Annotated in this window: 20 protein-coding genes; 10 read left to right on the forward strand and 10 right to left on the reverse strand. The window is 73.7% G+C overall.

Annotated features, from left to right (window positions below):
- The first annotated feature begins 145 nt into the window (after positions 1-145).
- Positions 146-658 (forward strand): EF-hand domain-containing protein, encoded by a 513-nt coding sequence (locus tag IE172_RS31745; protein ID WP_190100802.1) that lies wholly within the window; start codon positions 146-148, stop codon positions 656-658.
- A gap of 483 nt (positions 659-1141) precedes the next feature.
- Positions 1142-1627 carry an ATP-binding protein gene (locus IE172_RS31750; protein WP_190100847.1) on the forward strand — a complete coding sequence of 162 codons (486 nt, stop codon included), beginning with the start codon at positions 1142-1144 and terminating at the stop codon, positions 1625-1627.
- A gap of 449 nt (positions 1628-2076) precedes the next feature.
- Here the strand turns inward: IE172_RS31750 and IE172_RS31755 are convergent, their stop codons facing one another.
- The gene (locus IE172_RS31755; RefSeq protein WP_190100803.1) at positions 2077-3120 is read right to left on the reverse strand and encodes a GlxA family transcriptional regulator; all 1044 of its coding nucleotides are present in this window, start codon (positions 3118-3120) and stop codon (positions 2077-2079) included.
- Between the two features lie 72 nt (positions 3121-3192).
- Between IE172_RS31755 and IE172_RS31760 the strand changes: the two genes are divergently transcribed.
- Positions 3193-4509, forward strand: coding sequence for an MFS transporter (locus tag IE172_RS31760; protein WP_190100804.1), 1317 nt, complete (start codon positions 3193-3195; stop codon positions 4507-4509).
- Between the two features lie 61 nt (positions 4510-4570).
- Here the strand turns inward: IE172_RS31760 and IE172_RS31765 are convergent, their stop codons facing one another.
- The 4 genes from IE172_RS31765 to IE172_RS31780 all read right to left on the reverse strand — a co-directional run bounded on the left by IE172_RS31765 (position 4571) and on the right by IE172_RS31780 (position 7952).
- The gene (locus tag IE172_RS31765) at positions 4571-5770 is read right to left on the reverse strand and encodes a flavin-containing monooxygenase (protein WP_190100805.1); all 1200 of its coding nucleotides are present in this window, start codon (positions 5768-5770) and stop codon (positions 4571-4573) included.
- Positions 5771-5932: 162 nt separating this feature from the next.
- On the reverse strand, positions 5933-6598 hold the full coding sequence (locus tag IE172_RS31770) for a pyridoxine/pyridoxamine 5'-phosphate oxidase (protein ID WP_190100806.1): 666 nt from the start codon (positions 6596-6598) through the stop codon (positions 5933-5935).
- 71 nt (positions 6599-6669) lie between these two features.
- On the reverse strand, positions 6670-7095 hold the full coding sequence (locus IE172_RS31775; RefSeq protein WP_190100807.1) for a pyridoxamine 5'-phosphate oxidase family protein: 426 nt from the start codon (positions 7093-7095) through the stop codon (positions 6670-6672).
- A gap of 221 nt (positions 7096-7316) precedes the next feature.
- A complete protein-coding gene (locus IE172_RS31780; protein ID WP_190100848.1) occupies positions 7317-7952 on the reverse strand; it encodes a TetR/AcrR family transcriptional regulator in 636 nt (211 codons plus the stop codon).
- A gap of 134 nt (positions 7953-8086) precedes the next feature.
- Between IE172_RS31780 and kbpA the strand changes: the two genes are divergently transcribed.
- The 3 genes from kbpA to IE172_RS31795 all read left to right on the forward strand — a co-directional run bounded on the left by kbpA (position 8087) and on the right by IE172_RS31795 (position 12009).
- The gene (kbpA, locus tag IE172_RS31785) at positions 8087-8809 is read left to right on the forward strand and encodes an AfsK-binding protein KbpA (protein WP_190100808.1); all 723 of its coding nucleotides are present in this window, start codon (positions 8087-8089) and stop codon (positions 8807-8809) included.
- Positions 8810-8989: 180 nt separating this feature from the next.
- Positions 8990-11371 (forward strand): protein serine/threonine kinase AfsK, encoded by a 2382-nt coding sequence (afsK, locus tag IE172_RS31790; RefSeq protein WP_190100809.1) that lies wholly within the window; start codon positions 8990-8992, stop codon positions 11369-11371.
- Positions 11372-11478: 107 nt separating this feature from the next.
- The gene (locus tag IE172_RS31795; protein ID WP_190100810.1) at positions 11479-12009 is read left to right on the forward strand and encodes a hypothetical protein; all 531 of its coding nucleotides are present in this window, start codon (positions 11479-11481) and stop codon (positions 12007-12009) included.
- Between the two features lie 102 nt (positions 12010-12111).
- Here IE172_RS31795 and afsS read toward each other — a convergent pair whose 3' ends face one another.
- From afsS to IE172_RS31810, 3 genes are all read right to left on the reverse strand, one after another.
- Positions 12112-12303 carry a regulatory protein AfsS gene (gene afsS, locus IE172_RS31800; protein ID WP_190100811.1) on the reverse strand — a complete coding sequence of 64 codons (192 nt, stop codon included), beginning with the start codon at positions 12301-12303 and terminating at the stop codon, positions 12112-12114.
- A gap of 205 nt (positions 12304-12508) precedes the next feature.
- Complete coding sequence (gene afsR, locus IE172_RS31805; protein ID WP_190100812.1) at positions 12509-15466, reverse strand: SARP-family global regulator AfsR; 2958 nt, start codon at positions 15464-15466, stop codon at positions 12509-12511.
- 126 nt (positions 15467-15592) lie between these two features.
- The gene (locus tag IE172_RS31810; RefSeq protein ID WP_190100813.1) at positions 15593-15985 is read right to left on the reverse strand and encodes a nitroreductase/quinone reductase family protein; all 393 of its coding nucleotides are present in this window, start codon (positions 15983-15985) and stop codon (positions 15593-15595) included.
- Positions 15986-16152: 167 nt separating this feature from the next.
- Here IE172_RS31810 and IE172_RS31815 point away from each other — a divergent pair, with 167 nt between their 5' ends.
- The 4 genes from IE172_RS31815 to IE172_RS31830 all read left to right on the forward strand — a co-directional run bounded on the left by IE172_RS31815 (position 16153) and on the right by IE172_RS31830 (position 21684).
- On the forward strand, positions 16153-17031 hold the full coding sequence (locus tag IE172_RS31815) for an LLM class F420-dependent oxidoreductase (RefSeq protein ID WP_190100814.1): 879 nt from the start codon (positions 16153-16155) through the stop codon (positions 17029-17031).
- Between the two features lie 24 nt (positions 17032-17055).
- A complete protein-coding gene (locus tag IE172_RS31820; RefSeq protein WP_190100815.1) occupies positions 17056-19644 on the forward strand; it encodes a bifunctional FO biosynthesis protein CofGH in 2589 nt (862 codons plus the stop codon).
- Between the two features lie 141 nt (positions 19645-19785).
- Complete coding sequence (locus IE172_RS31825) at positions 19786-20352, forward strand: hypothetical protein (protein ID WP_190100816.1); 567 nt, start codon at positions 19786-19788, stop codon at positions 20350-20352.
- A 213-nt stretch (positions 20353-20565) separates the two neighbouring features.
- Positions 20566-21684, forward strand: coding sequence for an ADP-ribosylglycohydrolase family protein (locus tag IE172_RS31830; protein ID WP_190100817.1), 1119 nt, complete (start codon positions 20566-20568; stop codon positions 21682-21684).
- 115 nt (positions 21685-21799) lie between these two features.
- Here IE172_RS31830 and IE172_RS31835 read toward each other — a convergent pair whose 3' ends face one another.
- Together IE172_RS31835 and IE172_RS31840 are read right to left on the reverse strand one after the other, a co-directional pair.
- The gene (locus IE172_RS31835) at positions 21800-23368 is read right to left on the reverse strand and encodes a sodium:solute symporter family protein (RefSeq protein ID WP_190100818.1); all 1569 of its coding nucleotides are present in this window, start codon (positions 23366-23368) and stop codon (positions 21800-21802) included.
- Positions 23369-23620: 252 nt separating this feature from the next.
- Positions 23621-25573, reverse strand: coding sequence for a DUF8823 domain-containing protein (locus IE172_RS31840; protein WP_190100819.1), 1953 nt, complete (start codon positions 25571-25573; stop codon positions 23621-23623).
- Between the last annotated feature and the right edge of the window lie 17 nt (positions 25574-25590).

The raw sequence follows: 25590 nt of genomic DNA on the forward strand, positions 1-25590 counted from the left end.
CGTGGGACCGCTCACACGTGTCACGCCGTTGTCCCGGTATTCCCCCGGTCCTGGTGCGGGCGACGCTTTCGTGCTCCCGGACGCCCGCTGACCACGTACGCTCCCAGCGAGACGACCCACTGACCTAAGGCGGCCTGAAAGAGACATGGTCACCAGCGAGTACGAGCGCAGGATCGCGGCCCGGTTCGCCACCTTCGACCAGGACGGCAACGGCTACATCGACCGCGAGGACTTCAGCGGAGCGGCCAAGGCGCTGCTCGCCGAGTTCGGCACCGCCGCCCGCTCCGACCGGGGCCAGGCGCTGTACATCGGCGCCGAGGCGTTCTGGCAGGGCATGGCGGGCATCGCGGACCGGGACGGCGACCAGCGCATCACGCGCGAGGAGTTCGTGCACGGCGCGGTCAAGCGGCTGCGGGACAACCCGGACGGGTTCGCCGAGATCGCCCGCCCCTTCCTGCACGCGGCGCTCGCCGTCGCCGACACCGACGACGACGGTGCGGCCGGCGTCGGGAACGTCGCGCGGGTGCTCACGGTGCTGGGCGTCGCCGGGGACCTCGCCGGCACGGTCGCCGCCTCCCTCGACGCGGACGGCGACGGCAGGATCGGCGAGGAGGAGATCGTCCGGGCCTTCGCCCGCTACTTCACCGTTCCCGAGTGACGCACCCCGCGCGGATGTCACGGATCGTGGCATTTCCGTGATCACGGAGCGTGGAGTCCGGCTCGTGCCCCCCGGGTGACCCGTCACGGCCCGGAGTCGGACGCCCCCTCCGGTACCTTGTGTGGGATGCGAGTCGTTCCGAGCACGCACCGCGGCGGAGTCGCCCCCGAGGCGACTCCGTCCGGGCTGGTGCCTGCGGTTGCTCGCCGTGCCGCCGGGCCCGTCGCCGCCCCCTGTTCGACTCCCCGTGAAGGGCGTCGCACAGTATGCCGTACGTGTACTCCTTCGCGCGGGAATATGCCCGAAGCGCTTGTTGACGTGACTGTACGTCAACCATGCTGTCCCACAAGGGACTCACGTTCCGTGAACCCTGTCCCGGCCGTTGTTCTGGCCATGCAGAAAATGGCTACGATCGTGGCCCTCGTGAGGCGCGAGTCCAAGTGTCCGCCGGTTCGGATGGTGTGAGCGGTGCAGGTGCTTCAAGTGCAGTTGGAGATCCGGCCCGACCCCGCTGAGGTGGGGCGTGCCCGGCGGTGGGCCCGTTCACGGCTGGCCGGGTCCGGCATAGGGGCCGACGAACCACTGGCCGAGACGCTGATCCTGCTCGTCTCGGAACTCGTCACCAACGCCGTGGTGCACACCGGCCGCCCCGCCGTGCTCCGCCTGTCCCTGCCGGGCGCGGAGGCGGCCGAGGAGACCGTCGTCCGCCTGGAGGTGGCCGACCGCAGCGACCGGGCACCGGTGCCGCGCTGCGTGGACGGCGAGGCGACCGGCGGCCGCGGACTCGCCCTCGTGGACGGCCTGGCCGACCGCTGGGGCTGGAGCGCCGAGGGCGTCGGCAAGCGCATCTGGTGCGAACTGGACCGCTGCGCGAACCCCTCCGGGGCCGCCGCGCCGGCCTGCGGCCCGGGTGCCGCCGCGGCGTACGAGGGGCGGACCTACGGGGGACGGACGTACGAGGCGGTGTGAGCGCGCGCGGCGCGCGGGCGAACCCCTCGGGGGGCCCGGCGGCCGCGGCCTTCTCCTCGTGTCCTCGCGGGGGCACGGGTGCACGGCGGGGCCGGTCCCGTGGGCCGGTGTGTGAAGCGGTGCGCCGGGTGTGCTTCCGTGCGCCGCGCCGACGAACAGGGCTTATGCCGCATCCCGTCCGATCTCACCCGAACCGGTGTTGACGTGGCGTGACGCCGTGATCACGCTGTTCCTCAGCGATTCGCCGCGAGGGGACGGCGAGGGTCCGGCGACGGGAGCCCTCGACGAGTGTGGGTCGTCAGTCGGTGCCGGCTCCCCAGGGCCGAGGGGGAGCCTGGGTGGGAGAGCCGGGCCGAGGAGCGGTGCGGCGCTGTCGTGCTCGGGGCGTACAGTGCCGCACCGTCGTCGTTCACCCGTCCGTCCACAGGCTGTGGACGGAGAACGCGCGCTCACCCCGCCGCGGCGGACACCGCCGTCCCGCCCGGCCGTCCGCCGGCCCGGAAGGTCCGCCGGTAGGCCGTGGGCGTCACCCCCAGCGCCGCCTGGAGGTGCTGCCGCATCGACTGGGCCGTACCGAATCCGGACTCGTCCGCCACCCGGTCCACGGACAGGTCGGTGGACTCCAGCAGGTGCCGGGCCCGCTCCACCCGCTGCCGGGTCAGCCACTGCCCCGGACTGACCCCGGTCTCCTCCCGGAAGCGGCGGGTGAAGGTGCGCACCGACATCGCCTCCCGCGCGGCCATGTCCCGCAGCCGGATCGGCTCGTGCAGCCGGGCCAGCGCCCACGCGCGGGCCCCGCTCGTCGACGCCTGCTGCGGATCGGGCACCGGCCGCCGGATGTACTGCGCCTGTCCGCCGTCCCGGTGCGGCGGCACGACCGTGCGCCGGGCCACCTCGTTGGCCACGACGGCGCCGTGGTCGCGCCGCACCATGTGCAGGCAGAGGTCGATACCGGCCGCGACGCCCGCCGAGGTCAGGATGTCGCCGTCGTCGATGAACAGCACCTCCGGATCCACCCGGACCCGCGGGAAGAGCCTCTGGAGCCGCTCGGCGTCCGCCCAGTGCGTGGTCGCGGGACGCCCGTCGAGGTACCCGGCGGCAGCCAGCACGTAGACGCCGGTGCAGATGGACGCGATCCGGGTGCCCGGGCGGATCAGGGCCAGGGCGGCGGCCAGTTCGCCGGTCAGCTCACCGCGCTCGTAGACCGGGCCGAGCTCGTAGGAGGCCGGGACGACCACCGTGTCGGCGGTGGCGAGGGCCTCGGGGCCGTGGGCGACGTGGAGGGCGAAGTCGGCGTCCGTCTCGACGGGCCCCGGCGGCCGGACCGAGCAGGTGACGACCTCGTACAGCCGCCGTCCGCGCCCGTCGCGAGGGCCGCCGAAGATGCGGTGCGGGATGCCCGCCTCGAAGGGCAGCAGCCCGTCGAGGGCGAGGACGACGACCCGGTGCGGCCGGAAGCCGTCGGGCGCCGGGGAGTGCTCGGCCGGATCCATGGCCCGATCCTAGTGAACCCTGTCCGCCGGGCCACTCGCTGCGACGCCCCCCGGCACCGGAAGCTCTACGACGTGACCCAGACAAGCGAGAGTGCCGTCGTCGTGGAGCCGTCCACGCGCGGCCGCAAGCCGCGCCGCACCCGCGTCCACCGGGCGTGGTTCGTCGCCGCCGTGACGTTCGTGACCATCATCGGCGCCGCCGCCTTCCGTTCCGTGCCCGGCCTGTTCATCGACCCGCTGCACGACGAGTTCGGCTGGTCACGGGGGACCATCGGCGCTGCGGTCTCCGTGAACCTCGCGCTGTACGGGCTCACCGCGCCCTTCGCGGCGGCGCTGATGGACCGCTACGGCATCCGGCGGGTCGTCGCGGTCGCCCTCACCGTGATCGCGCTCGGCTCCGGGCTCACGGTGTGGATGACCGCGGCCTGGCAACTGATGCTGTGCTGGGGCCTGTTGGTGGGGCTCGGCTCCGGCTCCATGGCGCTGGCCTTCGCCGCGACCGTCACCAACCGGTGGTTCACCGAGCGGCGCGGCCTGGTCACCGGCGTCCTCACCGCCGCGGCCGCCTCCGGACAGCTGATCTTCCTGCCCGTGCTGTCCTGGATCGTCGCCACGCACGACTGGCGGCCGGCCGCCGTCACCGTGGCGCTCGCCGCGCTCGCGGTGGTGCCGTTCGTCTGGCTGCTGCTGCACGACCACCCGGCCGACGTGGGCCAGAAGCCCTACGGCGCCGAGGAGTTCGTGCCCAAGCCCGCGCCGGTGCCGGGCGCGGCGCGGCGCGCGCTGACGGTGCTGTCCTCGGCGGTGCGCACGGGGCCCTTCTGGCTGCTCGCCGGGTCCTTCGCGATCTGCGGTGCCTCGACGAACGGGCTGGTCCAGACGCACTTCGTGCCCGCGTCCCACGACCACGGCATGCCGATCACGACGGCGGCGTCGCTGCTGGCGGTCATCGGGGTGTTCGACGTCGTCGGGACGATCGCGTCCGGGTGGTTCACCGACCGGTACGACTCCCGGCGGCTGCTCGCCGTGTACTACGCGCTGCGCGGCGTCTCGCTGCTGCTCCTGCCGATGCTGCTGGCGCCGGGCGTGCACCCGCCGATGGTCTTCTTCATCGTCTTCTACGGGCTCGACTGGGTGGCGACCGTGCCGCCCACGCTGGCGCTGTGCCGCGAGCACTACGGGGACGACAGCCCGATCGTCTTCGGGTGGGTGCTCGCCTCCCACCAGGTGGGCGCGGCCGTGGTCGCCTTCGCCGGCGGCGTGGCAAGGGACGCGTTCGGCTCGTACGACGTGGTCTGGTACGCGTCGGGGGCACTGTGCGCGGCGGCGGCGCTGATGGCCCTGGTGATCCGGCGGCGGCCGGTGACCGCCGGCCCGGGGCGTCTCTGACGCCTCCCGCCTGCCCGGCGACGCCCGGCACGCACGCTGCGGCGGCGCGCCGTGGACGGGCTCAGGCCGTGGGCAGCCGGGAGACCCCTCCCGCGCGGGCCACGGCCTTGGCTATGCGCTCCGCGTCCAGCGCCAGTTCCCGCAGGTTCCCGCTGATCGGATTGGTGTAGCCGGTGAAGTGGAGCCCGGGGGCGCCGGGCGCGGTACGGGCCCCGTGGGCCACGGGTCTGCCCCGCCCGTCCAGCACGCCGAGCCCGCCGACCAGGGACTCCAGACCCCGGACGTACCCGGTCGCCGCGATCACCACGTCCGGGGTGATCCGCGCCCCGTCCGCCAGCACCACCTCGCGCCCGTCGAACCCCTCCACGGCGGCCACGACCTCCACCTTCCCCTCGCGCACCGCGTCGATCAGCCCGACGTCCTGCACGGGGATGGCCCCCTCCCGCACCCGGGTGTAGAGACCGGCGTCGGGGCGGGGCAGTCCGTGGGCGCTCAGGTCGGGTATCGCGACCCGCGCCTGCACCCGGGAGACACGGTCGACGAGGCCGGCCGGCAGCCGGCGCACCAGGACCCCCGAGTACTGCGCGGGCCAGCCGGCGGTGGAACGGCGCACGATGTGCGGTGGTGTGCGCACCGCCAGCCGGACCCGGGCCGCGCCCCCCTCCACCAGGTCCACGGCGATCTCCGCGCCCGTGTTGCCGACGCCCACGACGAGCACGTCCCGGCCGGCGTAGGGCTTCGGGGCGCGGTAGGCGCTGGCGTGCAGGAACTCGCCGGTGTAGGTGTCCCGGCCGGGCCAGTCGGGAACGCGCGGGGTGTGGTTGTAGCCGGTGGCGACGACGACCGCCGCACCGGTCAGCTCCCGGCCGCCGGTGGCGTGCAGCAGCCAGCCGGTGCCGTCGGGGGTGCGCTCGACGCGGGAGACCTCGACCCCGGTGACGATCTCGAGCCGGTGGTGCTCGGCGTACTTCTCCAGGTACCTGACCACGTCGTCGCGGGCCGGCCAGCGTCCGAACCGGCGGGGCATCGGCAGCCCGGGCAGGGCGGACAGCCGCCGGGTGGTGTGCAGCCGCAGCCGGTCGTAGTGGCGCCGCCAGGACGCGCCCACGCGGTCGGAACGCTCCAGGACGACCGCCCGGATCCCCCGGGCGCGCAGGGCGTACGCGGCGGCCAGTCCGCCCGGCCCGCCGCCTATGACGTAGACGGGGCGGTCCGCCGGGTTCGGCGCGGTGGGCTGCGCGGACGTGGGGGATTCGGTCATGAGCGCGAGCCTAATTCCGCACCTGGTTGATGGGTATCGGTCAAGACCGGAATTGGTTGCGGATTGATCACATGGTTTCGGCAGGGACGACAGCGTGACCGGAACCCGGGTGGCCCGCACACGGGTTCCGCCGCGGGCGCGGAGCCGGGCGCGGAGCCGGCGTCAGGGCCACAGCAGTTCCCTGGCCCACCCCTCGGGCGCCCGCCGGTAGCGCAGCCGTACGTGGCGGCGCCGGGCGTCGCCCTGGAAGAACTCGACCTCGTCCGGCCGCAGGCGGTACAGCGTCCAGGACGGGGCCGGGGCCGCCGGTTCCCGCCGTGCCCGCTCCCAGGCCGCATCCGAGGCACGGGCCAGTTCCTCCGTCGAGCCGAGGACCGCGCTCTGCCTGCCGGTCAGGGCGGCGGCCAGCGCCCCCGTCGAGCGGGCGTGCAGATCGGCCTGCGCCTCCTCGCGCGAGGCGGCGCCGACCGGCCCGCGCACCCGCACCTGACGGCCCAGCACCGGCCAGTAGAAGGCCAGCGCGGCGTACGGGCGCCCGGCGAGCTGGCCGCCCTTGCGGCTGTGTGCGTGGGTCGCGAAGGACCAGCCCTCGTCGTCCGCGCCGTGCAGCATCACGATCCGTACGTCGGGCCTGCCCTCCGCGTCCGCGGTGGCCAGTGACATGGTGTGCGGCTCGGCCTGTCCGGCCTCCGCCGCCTGCGCCAGCCACCGCGCGAACAGCGGCAGCGGCGCGGCGGGCGCGGTGTCCGGGGCCAGCGGCGGCAGCGAGGTGACCGCCGGGTCCCACACCCGCAGCGACCTGAGCAGCTCGTGAAGATCGGGTTCCATGCCCCGATTGTCGGGGATGCGGCCCGCTCGGACGGACCGGAGGGCCCGCTCGGACGGACCCGAGGGCCCGCTCAGACGGACCCGAGGTCCGAGGAGACCCACCGTTCGGGCCGCATCCGCACGATGACCTGCTCGCCGTGGTTCTTCCAGGCGAAGTCGACGTACCCCTCGACCTTCTCGGCCGGGAGGTAGCGGGCGGAGATCTCCCGGAGCAGCTCGACCGTGGCCGGGGTGGTGTCGACGACCGGGCCCTCGACGGAGACGTAACGGATGGTGGGTTCGACGCGGTCCACCAGCAGCGAGAACCGTCCCGCCGCGCTGATCAGCCGGTTCTTGCGCGAGTCGAGGCCGGTCATGATCCAGGCGTCGCCGCCGGGCGCGTACTGGTACCAGATCGGCACGGTCAGCGGGGCGCGGCCGTCCCCGCCGTCCACGGCGAGCGCGGCGACATGGGGTTCGGCCAGGAACTGTTCACGTTCTTCGCGGGTCAGGGCCATGGCGGGTTCCTCCTGCGACGGGTGAGACAGGCGTACGGGTGGGTGCCGGCGCGCGGCCGGACTCCGGCGGCTTCAACGCGGGCCGCACCGGAGGTGTTCCTTCCTCCCCCGTCCGGCCGGGCCGGACCCGCGGCACGCGACGGGCGGCGGTCCACCGGGGTGAACCGCCGCCCGGATGACAGGACGTGCGTGGTCGCGGGGGTGTGAGCGCCGCCGGGCGGCTACTTCGTCGGCTTCCTGCCGGTGACCCCCAGGTGCACCAGCAGAGCCAGGTTGGGCTTGATCTCGGCCTGCTTCACGCCCCAGGAGGAGAAACCTTTCTGGTGGGAGGCGACGGCGGCGAGCATGGCGACCAGGGAACCCGCGATCGCCCCCGGATTCACGTCCTTGTCGATGCGTCCCCTGGCCTGCAGCTCGGCGACCGAGTCGGCCAGTGAGGAGTTCACCGAGTTCAGGACCTTCATCCGGATCTTGTAGAAGCGCTTGTCGCCCTCGGCGGCGCCGAGGTCCACGACCCGCAGGATCGCGTCGTTCTTCCGCCAGAACTCCAGGAAACCGTCGACGAGTTCCTGCGCCGTCTGCCAGCCGGCCCGTCCGGCCCACGAGCGGCCCTCCAGCAGCTCGCTCAACGTGCCGCTCTCCGCGGCCATTTCCTCGGCGAGCTCCAGGACGGCGCCCTCGACGTCCGGGAAGTACTGGTAGAAGGTGGCCGGCGAGGTTCCGGCGCGGCGGGCGACGTCGATGACCTTGACATCCCGGTAGGGGGACGAGCTGAGCATCTCGCTGAGGCAGTCGAGCAGCTTCTGCCGGGTCGCCTGCCCACGCCGGCCGGCCACGCGGCCGTCGACGGTACGCACTTGTCCTGTCATGCCGTCAGCTTACCGACGGGTGATGGGGGCGCGATTCGGCCGACTGCAAATGGGGTGCGCGACCGCGGACGCACGGGTGTGCCTGGTCTGCGCGGTGCGGGCGGCACGGCTAGTTTGGCGGCATGGCCGAAAACGAGGCACCGCGGTACTCGGAGGGCACCCCGTGCTGGGTGGACGCGCAGCTTCCCGACGTGGAGGCGGGCAAGCGGTTCTACGGTGAGCTCTTCGGCTGGACCTTCGAGGACCAGCCCCAGGGCACCGTGCGGGCACTGAAGGAGGGGGAGCCCGTCGCCTCCCTCGCGCACAAGACGGACGGCCGGATGCCCACCGTGTGGACGGTGTCCTTCGCCACGCCCGACGCCGCGGCGACCTGCGGGCGGATCCGCGCGGCCGGCGGACGGATCGTGTCCCCGCCGCTGCCCTTCGGCGACCTGGGCGTCACCGCGCTCGTCACCGACCCCGAGGGCGCCGTGTTCTCCCTCTGGCAGGGCGCGCGCACGCCCGGCTTCGGCCGCCGGCAGGAGCCGGGCACCTTCGCCTGGGTGCAGCTCTACACGCGGGACACCGAGGCGGCCAACACCTTCTACGGCGACCTCTTCCACGAGGCCCTGTTCGGCCCGGACGCCGACCCCGCCTTCGGCCGCGCACCGGTCACCGACGTCTTCGCCGCCGAGATGCCGCCCCACCTCCTGGTCCACTTCGCCACCGAGGACCTCGCGGCCGCGCTGGCGGAGGTGGCCCGGCTGGGCGGCCGGGTCCAGGTCCCGCCCTTCGAGACGTCCTACGGAACGGCGGCCGTGGTCACGGACAACCAGGGGGCGTCCTTCGCGCTGCTGAGCCGCTGAGCCGTTTCCGCCCCCGAAGTCATATGACAACCTGGACACCCGATTTGTCGGCCGGTTCGCAACCGGGGGCCGGTACAGGAACAATCGGGGTGCGTGCCGCCACGGCGGTGCGGTGGTGAGACGCTGCACTACGGTCGCGCCCAGGTGGTGGCGCGACGCGTACGGGGAGGTGGCAGGCAAGTGGTGGATCAGCTGACGCAGCACGATCCGCGGCGTATCGGGCCGTTCGAGGTGCTGGGACGGCTGGGAGCCGGCGGCATGGGGCTGGTCTATCTCGCGCGCTCGGCGTCCGGGCGCCGGGTGGCGATCAAGACGGTCCGGACGGAGCTGGCCGAGGACCAGCTCTTCCGGGTCCGCTTCACGCGCGAGGTGGAGGCGGCCCGCGCGGTCTCCGGTTTCTACACGGCTGCCGTCGTGGACGCCGACCCGCGCGCCGCCGTGCCGTGGCTGGCCACCGCGTACGTCCCCGCGCCCTCCCTCGAGGAGATAGTGAACGAGTGCGGGCCGCTGCCGGCCCAGGCGGTGCGCTGGCTCGCGGCGGGCGTCGCGGAGGCGCTGCAGTCCATCCACGGCGCCGGGCTCGTCCACCGCGACCTCAAGCCGTCCAACGTCCTCGTCGTCGAGGACGGACCCCGGGTGATCGACTTCGGCATCGCCTCCGGCGTCTCGAACACGCGGCTGACGATGACGAACGTCGCCGTCGGCACCCCGGCCTACATGTCCCCGGAGCAGGCCAAGGACTCCCGCAGCGTCACCGGCGCGAGCGACGTCTTCTCGCTCGGCTCGATGCTGGTCTTCGCCGCCACCGGCCACCCGCCCTTCCACGGCGCCAACCCCGTCGAGACCGTCTTCATGCTGCTGCGCGAGGGCCCGGACCTCGACGGCCTCCCGGACGAGCTGCGGCCGCTCATCGAGGCGTGCATGCAGATGGAGGCCACGGCCCGCCCCAACCCCGCCGACCTCCAGGCGCAGCTCGCCCCGCACCTCTTCGGCTCCGGTTCCGACGACAGCGGCACGGCGTCGGCCTGGCTGCCCGAGCGGGCGGTCAGCCTGATCGAGACCCGCCGGGGCGGCCGTCCGGCGCCCAAGCCGGCGCACCCCACGGGCCGCAGCGCCGGCGGCGCCCGTCCCCCCGTGCCGCCCCCGCCCCCGCACGACCCCGTCGTCCCGCCGCCCCCGTCCCGGCCGGCGCCGGTCGGCGCGCACGCCGCCGCGGCCTTCGGTGTGGGGGCACCCGACACCGGTCCCGTGCGGCTGGCCGGCGCGGCGGTGCCCATCGGTCCCGGCCCGCGCGTCGCCGACACGCGCGCGGCCGCCGTGAAGGCACCCCCGCCGGAGGCCGCCCTGGCCGCCACCTGGTCCAAGCCCCGCCCCGGCGTCAACGGCGCCGACCCGGCCGTACCGGCGCCCACCGTCGCGCCGGAGCACCCCAGCGGCTGGCGTCCGTGGCGCTTCCGCATGTCCAACGACGTCTGGGGCACCCCGGCCGTCGACGGCGACCTCGTCTACGTCACCTCCTTCGAGGTGCACGCCCTCGACGTCGCCACCGGCCGGCGCCGCTTCAAGACCCGGGACGTCGCCTGGTCGATGGCGGTCGCCGACGGCCGCATCCACGCCTCCGACGGCCCCACCCTCTTCGCCCTCGACGCCCGCGAGGGCGGCGACCTGTGGCGGCTGTCCACGGACGCCTGGGTGTACTCCCTCAAGGCCGACCGCGGCACGGTCGTCACCGGCACGCGCGGCGGCGGCGTGCAGGCGTGGGAGGCGGCCACCGGCCAGAAGCTGTGGGAGGTCACCGGCTGCCAGACCGACTTCGAGTCCCCGGAGGCCGGCCCGTCCGTCCACGACGGCACCGTCTTCCTCTGGCAGGACGCCCGGCTGCGCGCCCTCGACGCCCGCACCGGCGACGAGCGCTGGTCCTACCCCATCGGTGACGCGGCCTCCTGCGGCGGCGTCCCGCTCCGCCTCACCCACGCCCCCGACGGCCACGTCTACGTCTGTGCCGGTACCCGCGTCCTCGCCCTGGAGGTCACCTCGGGGCACGTGCGCTGGCATTTCGAGGCCCCGGCGGTCTTCCTCTGCCCGCCCGCCTTCGTGCCCGGCCCCGCGGTCACCGGTGGCGGCGTGTACCTCGCCGACTACCTCGGCACGGTCTACGCCCTCGACGCCACCGACGGCCGCGACCGCTGGCGCATCGCCACCGAGTCCCGCGCCTCGGCCGAACCGGTCCTGGTCGCCGCCGGCCACGTCCACGTGGGCAGCGGCAAGGGCCTGTACACCCTGGACGCGGTCACCGGCACGCCCAAGTGGCGGTTCCAGTCGGGCGGCGAGATCGTGGGCGCCCCGGCGGTCGCCGAGGGCCGCATCCACTTCGGCTCCAGCGACCACCTGCTGTACACGCTGAAGGCCGACGACGGCCGCCTGCGGTGGAAGCTCGCGACCGGCGGCGAGATCACCGGCTCCCCGGTGGTCCGGGACGGCGTGGTGTACGCGTGCAGCAAGGACCGCTGCGTGTACGCGCTGGACGCGGAGAAGGGGACGGGGACGGCCCGTACGACGTAGCTGCGGGCCGTCGGGCGGCCGTTCCCGGGGGCCGGCACCACGCCGGGTGCACGACGGGGGCCGGGCGGTGACATGCCCGTGACACCGGGGTCGCTAGCCTGGCGGGCATGACTCCACGGGGGAACACGCTCAAGCTCACAGCGGTCTCGGCACTCGTCGTCCTGACCCTCACCGGCTTCTCGGCCGGCCGCGGACACGGCGGCGACGGGGGAGGGGGCGGCGGCTGCAGCAGCTCGTCCCAGAACCACGACACGTCGTCGGGCTCCGGCAGCGGCTCGCACCGGGACCACGACGACGATGACGACGACAGTGTCGACACCGACGGCGACACGGACAGCGGCAGCGGCGGCAGCACGCTCTCGTCCCTCCAGGACGCCACGGTGGAACTGCTGACCTGCGTCGAGCGCAAGGCCCCCTACGCCACCGTCGAGGTCACCAACCCCAACGGCGTCGACGGCACCTTCACGGTCGAGGTGACCTTCGACAACAGCACCGGCGGCACGGTCGTCACCCGCACCGAGACGGTCGACGTCCCGGCGGGCGGGACGGCGACGGCCCGCGTGGAGGTGGACAGCACCAAGTACGTCTCCCGCATACACGACTGCGTCCCGGCCCCGTACGCCTCGGCGGCCCGCTGAGGCGTACGGAGCCGGGACGGTCCGGCGTACGCGGACGCACGCCGGCCGCGACGGCTCCCCCTCCGCGCCGCCGCGGCCGACTCCCCCGTGCGTGAAGAACGGCTACTTGCCGCCACCGAGGCCCAGGGCCGGCGGGGCCGGGGCGTGGTTGTCCAGCGTGGTGATCCCGCCGTCCTTCGGCGGGGCCGGGGCGTGGTTGTCCAGCGTGGTGAACTCGCCGTCCTTCGGCGGAGCGGGCGCGTGGTTGTCCAGCGTGGTGATCTCTTCGTCCTGGTTGTTCGTGACGTCGCTCATGCTGTGGCTTCTCCCCGTGTACGAGTGGACGTTCAGGTCGTCCCTGTCCGGCAGCCACCCCCGCAAGCCGCCGGACAAGGACGGATCGGGCTCCTACCCTAGGTCGTGAGCCCTGCCGACCCGCCTGCCCCCCGACGCGACGGATCGATGCGCACAGCCTCGCAGCCGGCCATAAACGTTCGATGAACGGGCTGGGAGCGGGCGTTCACACCGCGGATGCCGGACTCAGCCGTGCCCGCACGCCCTCGGCCTCGGCGGCGCCGGTCTGCTCGTACAGGGACAGGGCCTCCCGCCAGCAGGCGCGTGCCCGGTCGACCTGGCCCAGCGCGTCGAGGGACTCGCCGAGCGTGGTGAGGACGTTGGCCCGCGTGCGGTCACCGCCGATGCAACCGACCGCGAGGGCCTGCTCGGCGTGCTGCGCGGCCTTGGCGGGCGAGCGCGCGGCGAAGTACGCCTGGGCGATGCGGAAGTGGGCGGTCCCCTCCCAGAGCCGCTGCCGGTTCGCCCGGAAGATCCGCAACGCCTCGGTCAGTTCCGTCAGTGCCTCGGCGGCGCGCCCCGCGGAGGTGTACGCCAGCCCCAGCGCGTAGCGGGCGTTGGCGAGGCGGAGGGTCAGGCCCAGCCGGTCGTAGATGCGGATGCCCTCCAGGGCGAGCTCGATGGCGTGCGCGGTGTTCCCCATGGCCAGACGGACACGGGAGAGGTTGCACAGGGCGCTCGCCTCGAGGGGCGCGTTGCCGTCCTCGCGCGATCCGTCGATGGCCGTCAGCAGGTGCTCCTCGGCGTCGCCGTTGCGGCCCTGGATCAGCGCGATGATCCCCCGGTCGTTGCCCGCCCAGTACAGGGCGATGAAGTCCCCCACCGCGCGGGCGAGTTCCACCGCCCGGCTCGCCTCCTCCTCCGCCTCGTCGTACCGGCCCGCGACCAGATGGACGTTGACCAGCGCCGTACGCGCCCTTCCTTCGGCGCGGCGGTCCCCCGCGGAGCGGGCGGCCTCCTTGGCGGCGACCGCGGCGAGTTCGTACTGCTTGGAGTTGGCGCCCGACTCGCCCAGGTCCTTGGCGGCCCACAACAGGTCGACGCCGCGGCGGATGCTGTCGCCCTGGACGGCCTGCCGGGCGCTGGACAGCAGGGAGTTGGCCTCCGAGTACAGCCAGTCGAGCGCGTCCTGCCGCTCGCTGAACCGCAGGCCGTCGTACCGGGTCGGTTCGAGGTGATCGATGAGCCGGTCGCCCGGCCGTTCGATCGCGAAGACCTGAGCCGCCGTCGTGAGGTAGAAGTCGAGCACCCGCGACAGCGCCGCCTCGCGTTCGCTGGGCGGTTGTTCGTCCCGCTCCGCGCACGCGCGCGCGTAGAGCCGCACCAGGTCGTGGAAGCGGTAGCGGCCGGGCGCCGCCGACTCCAGCAGCGAGGTGTCGACCAGGGACTCCAGCAGGTCCTCCGTGTCGTCCGCCGGGAGGTCGAGCACGGCCGCCGCGGCCGCCAGGGAGATGTCCGGGCCGTCGGCCAGGCCCAGCAGCCGGAACGCGCGGGCCTGGGCCGGTTCGAGCTGGCCGTAGCCCAGCTCGAACGTCGCCTTCACCGCCAGGTCGCCGGCCTGGAGTTCGTCCAGGCGGCGGCGTTCGTCGGCGAGCTTCGCCGCGAGCACCGAGACCGTCCAGGTGCGTCTCGCGGCCAGCCTGGACGCCGCGATCCTGATCGCCAGCGGAAGGAAGCCGCAGGCCGCCACGACGTCCAGGGCGGCCTCGCGCTCGGAGGCCACCCGCTCCTCGCCCACGATCCTGCTGAAGAGCGCCAGCGCCTCCTCCGGCGACATCACGTCCAGGTCGACCAGGTGCGCGCCGGCCAGGTCCACCATCCGTACCCGTGACGTCACCAGGGCGGCGCAGCCCGCCGTGCCCGGCAGCAGCGGCCTGATCTGCGCCGCGTCCCGCGCGTTGTCCAGCAGGATCAGGACCTTGCGGCCGTCCAGGACCGAGCGGTACAGCGCCGCGCGTTCCTCCAGGGTGTCCGGGACCGCCGCGTCCGGCGTGCCGAGCGCGCGGAGGAAGGAGCCCAGGACCGTCTCCGGTTCCGCGGACCGCGCTCCCGCGCCCTGGAGGTCGACGTACAGCTGGCCGTCGGGGAAGGCGGAGCGCGCCGCGTGCGCCACGTGCACCGCCAGTGTCGTCTTGCCGACGCCGCCGATGCCCGCGAGCGCGGACACCGCCATCACCCGGGCCTCGGGGCCGGACGCCGAGGCGAGCGCCTCGCTGAGCTCCCGCACGAACGACGCACGGCCGGTGAAGTCCGGTACGGTCGCCGGAAGCTGGGCCGGGCGGACGGGGGCGGCCGCCGCCTCGGCCACGGGGGCGGACGGTTCCGCCAGGGCCGGGTCGGCCCGGAGGATGCGCTGCTGGAGGTCCCGGAGTCCGGGGCGGGGGTCGACGCCGAGTTCGTCGGCGAGGAGGCGGCGGGTGTCGGCGTACACCGCGAGCGCCTCCGCCTGGCGGCCGCTGCGGTACAGGGCGAGCATGAGGAGTTCACGCAGGCGTTCGCGCAGCGGGTGCGCCGCGGTGAGGGCCGTGAGCTCCGAGACCGCCTCCGCGTGGCAGCCCTGCTCCAGGTCCATGTCGAGTCCGGCCTCGACCAGTTGGAGCCGCCACTCCTCCAGACGCGCCCGCTGCGCCTCGGCGTACGGACCCGGGACTCCGGCCAGTGTCTCGCCGTCCCACAGGGACAGGGCGCGGTTCAGTACCTCCCGCGCGCGGGACAGGTCCCCGCCGCTGCGCGCCTTCTCCGCCTCCGTCGCCAGTTCCTGTGCCGCCGCGAGGTCCAGCGCCCCCTCGCCGAGCCCGCGCACCGCGTACCCGCCGGACTCGCTGACCAGGACCCCGGGGTCCAGCACCTTCCGCAGCCGGGAGGCGTAGGTGCGCACGGCCGCGAGCGCCTGGGAGGGGGGTTCCCCGCCCCACAGGGCGTCGATCAGTTCCGCCGCGGTGGCCGTCCGCCCCTCGCGCAGCAACAGGGCGGCGAGCAGGGCGCGTTGCTGTGGGCTTCCGGTGGCGACCGGTTCGTCGTCGCGCCAGGCGCGCACCGGGCCGAGCACGCCGAAGCGCAGTCCCCGGGGCTCCGTCGGGGAGCCGGGGCGCCGCTGCTCCGGTCCTCGCGGCACACCGTCCATGCAGTCCCCCTCATGCATCCTGAGCAACAACGCCAGTTTGCCCTCTCCTGACCGATGAGTCAGCCGTGCGAGACAGCCGTCACACGGGGAGCGGCGGGCCGCCACCGGGCCCCCACATGCCCGCCCTCAGCCGTCCAGGTCCACCCGTACCGTCAACAGCCCCGCGCCGACGGTCCGCACGGCGGCGCTGTTGAGGCGGGGCAGGGTGCGCAGCCGGGCCACGGGGTCGTCGTCGGGCAGGAGGACGGCGGTGCCGGTGTGCCGGCGGCCCCGGACGCGCACCCGTACCCGGGGGTCGGCCACGATGTTGCGGACGTACTGCGAGCGTTCGCCGAACTCCGAGACCAGCCAGAAGGATCCGCCGGCCCGGCGCCCGCCCACGGGGGTGCGGCGGGGCAGGCCGGAGACCCGGCCGGTGGTCTCCAGCACCGTCTGGAACGGCAGCCGGCGCAGGACGGGATTGATCCGGCGCTGGACGGCGGTGGCGGCCCGGTACGTGCGTTCGGCGCGAGAAGTCATCGTGTGCCGAGCCTACCGGCGGCCCCGCGGGATCGGGCCGGTGAGGACGGCCCCGGTTCCCGGTGGACGCGCCCGCGGCGGCCGGTCCGATGCCGACCGGTCGGTATGGACAGACGGGGTCCGCGCGGGTATGCATGGGTGGTCGTCCCGCGTACGAAAGGCCGCCCATGCGCATCGCCGTCACGATCTTCCTCACCGACGAGACGATCACCCCGGTCCGGCTCGCCCGTGAGCTGGAGCAGCGCGGGTTCGCCGGGCTGTACCTGCCGGAGCACACGCACATCCCCGTCGAGCGGACCACCCCCTACCCGGCGGGCGGGGAGCTGCCCCGCGAGTACGGGCGCACGCTGGACCCGTTCGTCGCGCTCGGGCAGGCCGCGGCCGTCACCGAGCGCCTCGGCCTCGGCACCGGCATCACGCTCGCGGCCCAGCACGACCCGATCGACCTCGCCAAGCAGGTCGCGACCGTGGACCACCTCTCCGGGGGCCGCTTCACGCTGGGGCTCGGGTTCGGCTGGAACGTCGAGGAGGCCGCCGACCACGGCGTGCGGTGGCGCACCCGGCGGGAGCTGGTGCGGGACCGGATGGGCCTGATGCGGGCCCTGTGGGCCGAGGAACCGACCGCGTACGAGGGCGAGTTCGGGAGTGTCCGGGCGAGCTTCGCGTACCCCAAGCCGGTGCGGAAGCCGCGCGGCCCGGTGGTGGGCCCGCGCACCCTGGTCGGCGGGGCGGCCGGGCCGAAGCTGTTCGCGCACATCTGCGAGTACGCCGACGGCTGGCTGCCGATCGGCGGGCGCGGCCTGACGGAGGCGCTGCCCCGGCTGCGCACCGCCTGGGCCGACGCGGGCCGCGACCCGGACGCGCTCCAGGTCGTGCCGTACGCCGTCCTGCCCAGCGCGGGCAAGCTGGCCCACTTCGCCGAACTGGGCGTCGAGGAGACCGTGGTGCAGCTTCCGGCGGCCGGGGAGGCGGAGGTGCTGCGGGCACTGGACGCCTACCAGCCGTTCCTCGGAGGAGTTGACGCGGTGCACCGGCACGGGTCCTGATCACCCCGAACGTATGCTCAAAGGATGACGACTTCCGCGACGTCCGGAACCGGCGGCCCGACCGAGAACTCCCTGCGCCGTGCGCTCAGACGCGCCCGGGACGGCGTCTCCCTGGACGTCACCGAGGCCGCGGTCCTGCTCCAGGCCCGCGGTGAGCATCTGACGGACCTGTCCGCCTCGGCCGCCCGGGTCCGCGACGCGGGCCTGGAGGCGGCGGGGCGGGCCGGCGTCATCACGTACTCCAAGAGCGTCTTCATCCCGCTGACCCGGCTGTGCCGGGACAAGTGCCACTACTGCACCTTCGTCACCGTGCCCGGCAAGCTGCGCCGGGCCGGGCACGGGATGTTCATGTCGCCGGACGAGGTGCTGGACATCGCCCGCAAGGGCGCCGCGCTCGGCTGCAAGGAAGCGCTCATCACCCTCGGCGACAAGCCCGAGGACCGCTGGCCCGAGGCCCGCGAATGGCTCGACGCGCACGGCTACGACGACACGATCGCCTACGTCCGCGCCATCTCCATCCGCATCCTGGAGGAGACCGGTCTCCTTCCGCACCTCAACCCGGGCGTGATGTCCTGGACGGACTTCCAGCGGCTCAAGCCCGTCGCGCCCTCCATGGGCATGATGCTGGAGACCACCGCGACCCGCCTGTGGTCCGAGCCCGGCGGCCCCCACCACGGCTCCCCGGACAAGGAACCGGCCGTCCGGCTGCGGGTCCTGGAGGACGCCGGCCGCTCCTCCGTCCCCTTCACCTCCGGCGTCCTCATCGGCATCGGCGAGACGTACGAGGAACGCGCGGAGTCCCTGTTCGCGCTGCGCAAGGTCGCCCGGGCCCACCACGGCATCCAGGAACTGATCATCCAGAACTTCCGCGCCAAGCCGGACACCGCGATGCGCGGCATGCCGGACGCGGAACTCGACGAACTGGTCGCCACCGTCGCCGTGGCCCGGCTCGTCCTCGGCCCCTCCGCCTGTCTGCAGGCCCCGCCGAACCTGGTCGACTCCGAGTACGGGCGGCTGATCTCGGCCGGTATCGACGACTGGGGCGGCGTCTCCCCGCTCACCATCGACCACGTCAACCCCGAGCGCCCCTGGCCGCGGATCGAGGAACTGGCCGGGAAGTCCCGGGCGGCCGGCTTCGAACTGCGCGAACGGCTCTGCGTCTACCCGGAGTTCGTGCGGCGCGGCGAGCCCTGGCTGGACCCGCGGCTGCGCCCCCACGTGGCCGCGCTCGCCGACCCGGACACCGGCCTGGCCCGCCCCGGCGCCCTGCCCGAAGGGCTGCCCTGGCAGGAGCCGGACGAGGCGTTCACCGCGACGGGCCGCACCGATCTGCACCGCACCATCGACACCGAGGGCCGCGGCGCCGACCGCCGCGAGGACTACGACGAGGTGTACGGCGACTGGGACGCCCTGCGCGAGGCCGCCGTCCCCGGGATGCTCCCCGAACGCATCGACACCGACGTCCGGGACGCCCTGCGCACGGCGGCCGACGACCCGACGAAGCTGACCGACGCGGAGGCGCTCGCGCTGCTGCACGCGGACGGCCCGGCACTGGACGCCCTGTGCCGGGTGGCGGACGACGTGCGGAAGTCGGCGGTGGGCGACGACGTGACGTACATCGTCACCCGCAACATCAACTTCACCAACGTCTGCTACACCGGCTGCCGCTTCTGCGCCTTCGCCCAGCGCCGCACGGACGCCGACGCCTACACCCTCTCCCTGGAGCAGGTCGCCGACCGTGCCCAGCAGGCGTGGGACGTGGGCGCGGTGGAGGTCTGCATGCAGGGCGGCATCCACCCCGACCTGCCGGGCACCGCGTACTTCGACATCGCCAGGGCCGTGAAGGAACGCGTCCCCGGCATGCACGTGCACGCCTTCTCCCCGATGGAGGTGGTGAACGGCGCGAGCCGCACCGGCCTGTCCGTCCGCGAGTGGCTGACCGCCGCGAAGGAGGCCGGCCTGGACACCATCCCCGGCACGGCCGCCGAGATCCTCGACGACGAGGTCCGCTGGATCCTGACCAAGGGCAAGCTGCCGGCGGCGACCTGGATCGAGGTGGTGAGCACGGCCCACGAGCTGGGCCTGCGCTCCTCCTCGACGATGATGTACGGCCATGTCGACCAGCCCCGGCACTGGCTCGGGCACCTGCGCACCCTGGCGGACATCCAGCGGCGCACCGGAGGCTTCACGGAGTTCGTGACGCTGCCCTTCGTGCACACCAACGCCCCGGTCTACCTGGCCGGCATCGCCCGCCCGGGCCCGACGGTCCGCGACAACCGCGCGGTCACCGCGATGGCCCGCCTGCTGCTGCACCCGCACATCCCGAACATCCAGACGAGCTGGGTGAAGCTGGGCGCGGAGGGCGCGGCGGAGATGCTGCGCTCCGGGGCCAACGACCTCGGCGGCACGCTGATGGAGGAGACCATCTCCCGGATGGCGGGCTCCTCCTACGGCTCCTACAAGTCGGTCAAGGACCTGATCGCGGTCGCGGAGGCGGCGGGCCGTCCGGCGAAGCCGCGCACCACCCTGTACGGCGAGGTGCCCGAGGAGCGCCGTCGCGCGGCGGAGGCCTCGGACGGTCACCTGCCGGAGCTGCTGCCGGTACTGGACTGAGACGGGCGCCGGGCCGGTACGGGGCCGGACCGAGGCGGGCGCCGGGCCGGTACGGGGCCGGACCGAGGCGGGCGCCGGTCGCGCGGGCAGTAGGATGATCCGACGCGCGTTCGGGACCCGTAGCTGAGGAGATACGTACCGGTGTCTGCCCGTCTTCCTTCGTGGGCCTGGGTGACCGGGCTGACCACGGGCGCGATAGCCGCGGTGGCGGTCCTGGCCGTCCAGGCGGACCAGGGGACGAAACCCACCGCCGCCACCAGCCGGCCGAGCGCGTCGGCGACGGCGGACGCGAAGCCGTCCGCCGAACCGGAGCAGAAGAAACCGGCGGCGGTCCCCGCCGACTCGGGAACGGGCCGCCGGATCGTGTACTCCCTGGAGCAGAAGCGCGTGTGGCTGGTCGACGCCAGCGACGCCGCCCGCCGCTCCTTCACGGTGTGGCCGGGCACGGTCTCCCCGGACCCGGGCTCCTACGCGATCGGCACCCGCACGGAGGCCACCACCGGCAGTGACGGTGTGCAGGTCGAGCACATCATCTACTTCGCCGCCAAGTCCGGCATCTCCGTCGCCTTCTCCAACGCGGTCGACGGCTCCTCACCCCCGCCCGCGGCACCGGACGCCAAGACCGGCGGCATCCGCGTGACCAAGGCCGACGGCCAGGCCCTGTGGACCTTCGGCACGGCGGGCACGACGGTACGGGTGGTCGAGTAGCGGGGCGGATCGCGCGGCCGGTGGGTCCCGCACCCGGGCGCACACCCGGCGGGACGGGGCCGTACGCCACCGCGACGGCCGGCACCGCCCGCTCCGGCCCGCTTCCGGTCGGCCGGACCACATGGCGCATACCCACCCGCCCCCTGAACCGACCGTCCCCGTTCGATTACAGTGCTCCGCGTCGTACGTACGGACGGTCCCCGGGAGGTCTTGGTGGCTGGTACTGCCGGGCCCGTGTGGGGGCGCCGTGAGCAACAGGATTTCCGCAGCAGGGTGCGCGGGACGCTGCTCGGGGCGGCCGTCGGGGACGCGCTGGGCGCGCCGGTCGACGGCATGGCGATCGACGCGATCCGGCGGGCGCACGGCGCGGAGGGCGTCACCGACCTGGCCCCCGCCCACGGGAGGCGCGGTGCCGTCACCCACCACACGCAGCTCACCCTGTTCTCCGTGGACGGGCTGATCCGCGCCCAGGTGCGGCGCGACACCGGCGCCTGGCATCCGCCGACCGACCTGCACCGGGCGTACCGGCGCTGGGCCACCACCCAGCGGGACTGGGGCCCGGACGAGCGGCGCAAGGACGACGGCTGGCTGGCGCGGGAGGAGTGGCTGTACGCCCGCCGGGACCCCGCCCGCGCACTGCTGCTGGGCCTCGGCGACGAGGTCATGGGGACGCTCGAGGCGCCCAAGAACCCCGGTGAGGCCGGCCCGGAGGCCGCCGCACGGTCGGCACCGTTCGGATTGCTCGTCGGCTGGGAGCCGCAGCTCGTCGCCCAGCTCGCCGTGGAGTGTGCGGCGCAGACCCACGGCCATCCGGTCGGGTACCTCGCGGCGGGCGGGTACGCCGTCATCGTGCACGCGCTGGCCCGGGGGGACAGCCTGGACGCGGCCGTGCAGCGCGCGCTCGCCCTGCTCGCGGCGCGGCCGGGACACCAGCCGGTCAGCGACGCGCTCCAGCAGGCGCTGGGCGCCGTACGGCAGGGGATGCCCGGCCCGGAGCGGGTCACGGAGCTGGTCGGGAGCGCCGGCGCCGAGGGGCTGCTCGCCGCCGCCGTGTACTGCGCGCTGGTGGGGGAGGACGTCCGGCACGGGCTGTGCCTCGCCGTCAACCACGACGGGCCCAGCGCCGCCGCCGGCGCGCTGACCGGCGGGCTGCTCGGTGCGCTGCACGGCGAGACGGCCCTGCCGCCGGCCTGGCTGGCCGAGCTGGAGGGCCGTCCCACGATCCTGGAACTCGCCGACGACTTCGCCATGGAGATGACCCAGGGCCCCGCCCTCCACGGCCCCACCGGCGCGTCCCCCGCCTGGCTGACCCGCTACCCCCGGGGCGCGTAAGGGCCTTCAGGGGTGCGGGGAACCGCGCGAAGGGGGTCCGGGGGCAACGCCCCCGGGGACGGGACGGGAAGGGGCGGCGGGGGCGACGAACCAACACTGAACGCCCCCGCCGGACCTAGTCCTTCACAGGTGCCGGCGCCGGGCCCTCCGCCGGCGCCGGCACCGGCACCGCCGCAGCCGAGTCGTCGTCACCATCGGTGTTGACACGGTCGATCACCGCCAGCCGTTCCGGCGTGTCCTCCGGCTTCGCGAACCCGATCAGGACGTACAGCACCAGCGACACCGCCAGGGGTACGGAGACCTGGTACTCCAGCGGCACCCCGCCGTCGACGGCCCAGTGGATCGGGTAGTTGACCAGCCAGAAGGCCAACAGGCCCAGGGCCCAGCTGATGAGCGCCGCCGTGGGCCCGGAGCGTCGGAACGGACGGAGCAGCCCCAGCATCATCGGGATCGCGATGGGGCCCATCAGGCCGGCCACCCATTTGATGACGACGGTGATGATGTCCTTGAACGTGGGCGAGTTGACCTGGGTGGCGACCGCCATGGACAGGCCGAGGAAGACCACCGTGGTCACGCGGGCCGCGATCAGGCCCGACCGTTCGCCCCACGCCCGCGCCCGCGCGGACAGCACCGGCGCCACGTCACGGGTGAACACCGCCGCGATGGCGTTGGCGTCGGAGGAGCACATGGCCATCGTGTGGGAGAAGAAGCCGACGATGACCAGGCCCAGCAGCCCGTGCGGCAGCAGTTGTTCGGTCATGAGGGCGTAGGAGTCGGAGCCGTCCGTCTTCTGCGACTCCACCAGCAGCGGCGACATCCACATGGGGAAGAACAGGATCACCGGCCAGACCAGCCACAGCACCGCCGACAGCCGCGCCGAGCGCTCCGCCTCGCGGGGGGTGGGGGTGGCCATGTAGCGCTGGGCCTGGTTGAGCATGCCGCCGTTGTACTCGAACAGCTTGATGAAGAGGAACGCCAGCAGGAAGACCGTGCCGTACGGTCCGACCAGCGGCTCGCCGTGGCCCTGGAGTTCGGGTTCGTCCCAGGCGCCGAAGAAGCCTCCGTGGTCGCCGAGTTCGAGCAGTACCGCGACGAACATCGTCAGGCCGGCCAGCAACTGGATGACGAACTGGCCGAGTTCCGTCAGCGCGTCCGCCCACAGGCCGCCGATGGTGCAGTAGACCGCGGTGACGACACCGGTGATGAGGATGCCTTGGTTGAGCGAGACCCCGGTGAACACCGACAGCAGGGTGGCGATCGCGGCCCATTTCGCGCCCACGTCCACGATCTTCAGCAGCATGCCGGACCAGGCGAGGGCCTGCTGCGTCTTCAGGTCGTAGCGGTTCTTGAGGTACTCCAGCGGGGAGGCCACGTGCAGCCGGGAGCGCAGCCGGTTGATGCGCGGGGCGAACAGCCTGGAGCCGATGGCGATGCCGAAGGCGATGGGGAAGGACCAGGTGACGAAGGACGTCACCCCGTAGGTGTAGGCGATGCCGGCGTAGCCGGTGAACATCACCGCGCTGTAGCCCGACATGTGGTGGGAGATGCCGGAGAGCCACCAGGGCATCTTGCCGCCGGCCGTGAAGAAGTCGCTGACGTTGTCCACCCGCTTGTGCGACCAGACACCGATGGCGACCATCACGGCGAAGTAGCCGATGAGAACCGCCCAGTCGAGACCGTTCATGTCCCCCCTTCCAGGGTCCGCCTTGTGAACGCCGCTCAGTTGCTTGGCACTTCGCCTGAGCGGGGTAGGGACATGGAGGGCCGCGAAGTGCCCGCTCATCGTGGTGGTGGCGGCGCGGGCACGACAAGAAAGCGACGAGTCAAGAGCGGGTAAAGTCGTCCTTCTGGCTGATAAGCGTTCAGCTACGTGAACCGCTGGAGGGTGTGCGGGACCGGTGCCGGAAAGGTCGTCGGAGCGTCCGGGGCGGCCCGGTCAGCGCAGTTCGTCGGGGCAGGGCGTGCCCCGGTCCCACTTGTACGGAGCCGCCAGGCGGTAGATCCCCGGCTCGGGCGCGAGCAGCATCGTCCACCGGTCGCCGTCGGCGTCCTCCTCCGTCTCCATCAGGCAGCCGTGGACGTTCTCGTACGTCTTCGGCTCACCCTCGGGACGGTCCTCGGACTCCTCCGTCTCCTGCGGCGGCTCCAGCGCCTCGCCGTCGGCGTCGACCAGGCCCAGCCACGGCGAGTACGGCATGCGGATCAGGATCCGGCCCGCCTTCTCCACCCGCAGCGTCCACTCGCCCTGCTCGGCCCGCTCCACCACCGTGTTCGGCTCCGCGAGCGGGCTCGGCTCGTCCACCGCGAACAGCTGCCAGTTCGCGTCGCCCCAGATCTGCTTCAGATACGGCAGCCCGCGCTGCACCAGCTCCCGCTCCCGCTGTCCGCCGTCCCCGTCCGGCTCGTCCTTGGGCAGCACCACGAAGTGCACGCCCCAGCGCTTCAGCCACTCCCGGTAGTTCGCCGAGTTGAGGGTGTCGTCGTAGAAGAGCGGGTTGCGCTCCATGTCGGCCTGCCGGTTCCAGCCGCGGGCCAGGTTGACGTACGGGGCGAGGGCGGACGCCTCACGGTGCGAGCGGGCGGGGACGACCTCCACCCGGCCGCGTCCGGCGCCGACCTCCTGGAGTTCGTTCACCAGCGGGGCCAGCTCGCGCGCCCACGACGCGCGGGGCGTGGTGTGCACGACGTCGTCGACCGACTTGAAGCCGATCCAGCCGTTGAAGCCGACGACGGCGAGGACGAGCGCGTACCACTTGACGGACCTCGGCACCGCGAACGGCAGCGCCGCGACCAGCACCACCCCGCCGAACAGCATCGCCAGCCGCGTCATGTTCGACCCGATCTGCGAACTGATCAGCCACACCAGCACGATGCCGAGCCCGTACACCGCGGACGTGATGCGTACGGTCTTCCACTCGGCGGGGACCAGGACGCACACCAGGATCGAGTACAGCAGCGGCAGGATCACCGAGCCGATGCCCATCGGCTGCGTCCCGGAGAACGGGAACAGCCACGCCGACACCGCCACCACCGCGGTGGGCGCCAGGCCCAGCGCCCACGCGCCCGGCCGCCGCTTCTGCAGGAACAGCGCGGCCGCCACCAGACCCACGAACAGGCCCGCGACCGGCGAGGCCATGGTCGCCAGCGCCGCCAGCGGGGCCGCGCACAGGGCCTTCGCCCAGCGCTTGTAGCGCCACCGGTGGGGCCAGCAGAAGACGACGGCGACCGCTCCGAGGGCGAACATCGTGCCGAGCCCGTACGTCACCCGCCCCGAGGCGGCGTTGCACAGCAGCGCGAACACCCCGGCCAGGGCCGCCCACAGGGGGTTGCGGACCACCCGGCCGCGCATCAGGACCAGCGTCAGCAGCCCCGCCGACACCGTCCCCGCGATCATCATCGTCGTCCGCACCCCGAGGAGCGACATCAGGTACGGGGACACCACGCTGTACGACACCGGGTGCATCCCGCCGTACCAGGCGAGGTTGTACGCGGAGTCCGGGTGCCGGCCGACGAACTCGGCCCACGCGTCCTGCGCGGCGAGGTCGCCGCCGCTGTTGGCGAACGTGAAGAACCAGACGATGTGCAGCAGGCCGGCGAGCGCGGTGACGGACAGCACGGGGTGCCGCAGCATGCGGGCGCGCACCGCGAGGACGGCGGTCATGAAGGCGCCGTGGGGGCCGTCGCCGCCGTCCGGGGAACCGGCGTCGGGGCCGCCCGGGAACGGGCGCCCCGCCTCGGCGACGGGTATTCGCGGACCGGTGGACTCCCGGCCCTCGGACACCGCACCGGCGGACGCCTCACCTGCGGGCCCCGGACCACCGGATCCCGGACCCGCGGATCCCCGACCCGGATCTGCGTCGTCGGCGCGTGTCGGCTCCGCTGTGGCCACCTGAAGGCACTCCCCGT

Source organism: Streptomyces griseoflavus (assembly GCF_014649995.1).
In the GTDB taxonomy this organism is placed as follows: Bacteria; Actinomycetota; Actinomycetes; order Streptomycetales; family Streptomycetaceae; genus Streptomyces; species Streptomyces griseoflavus.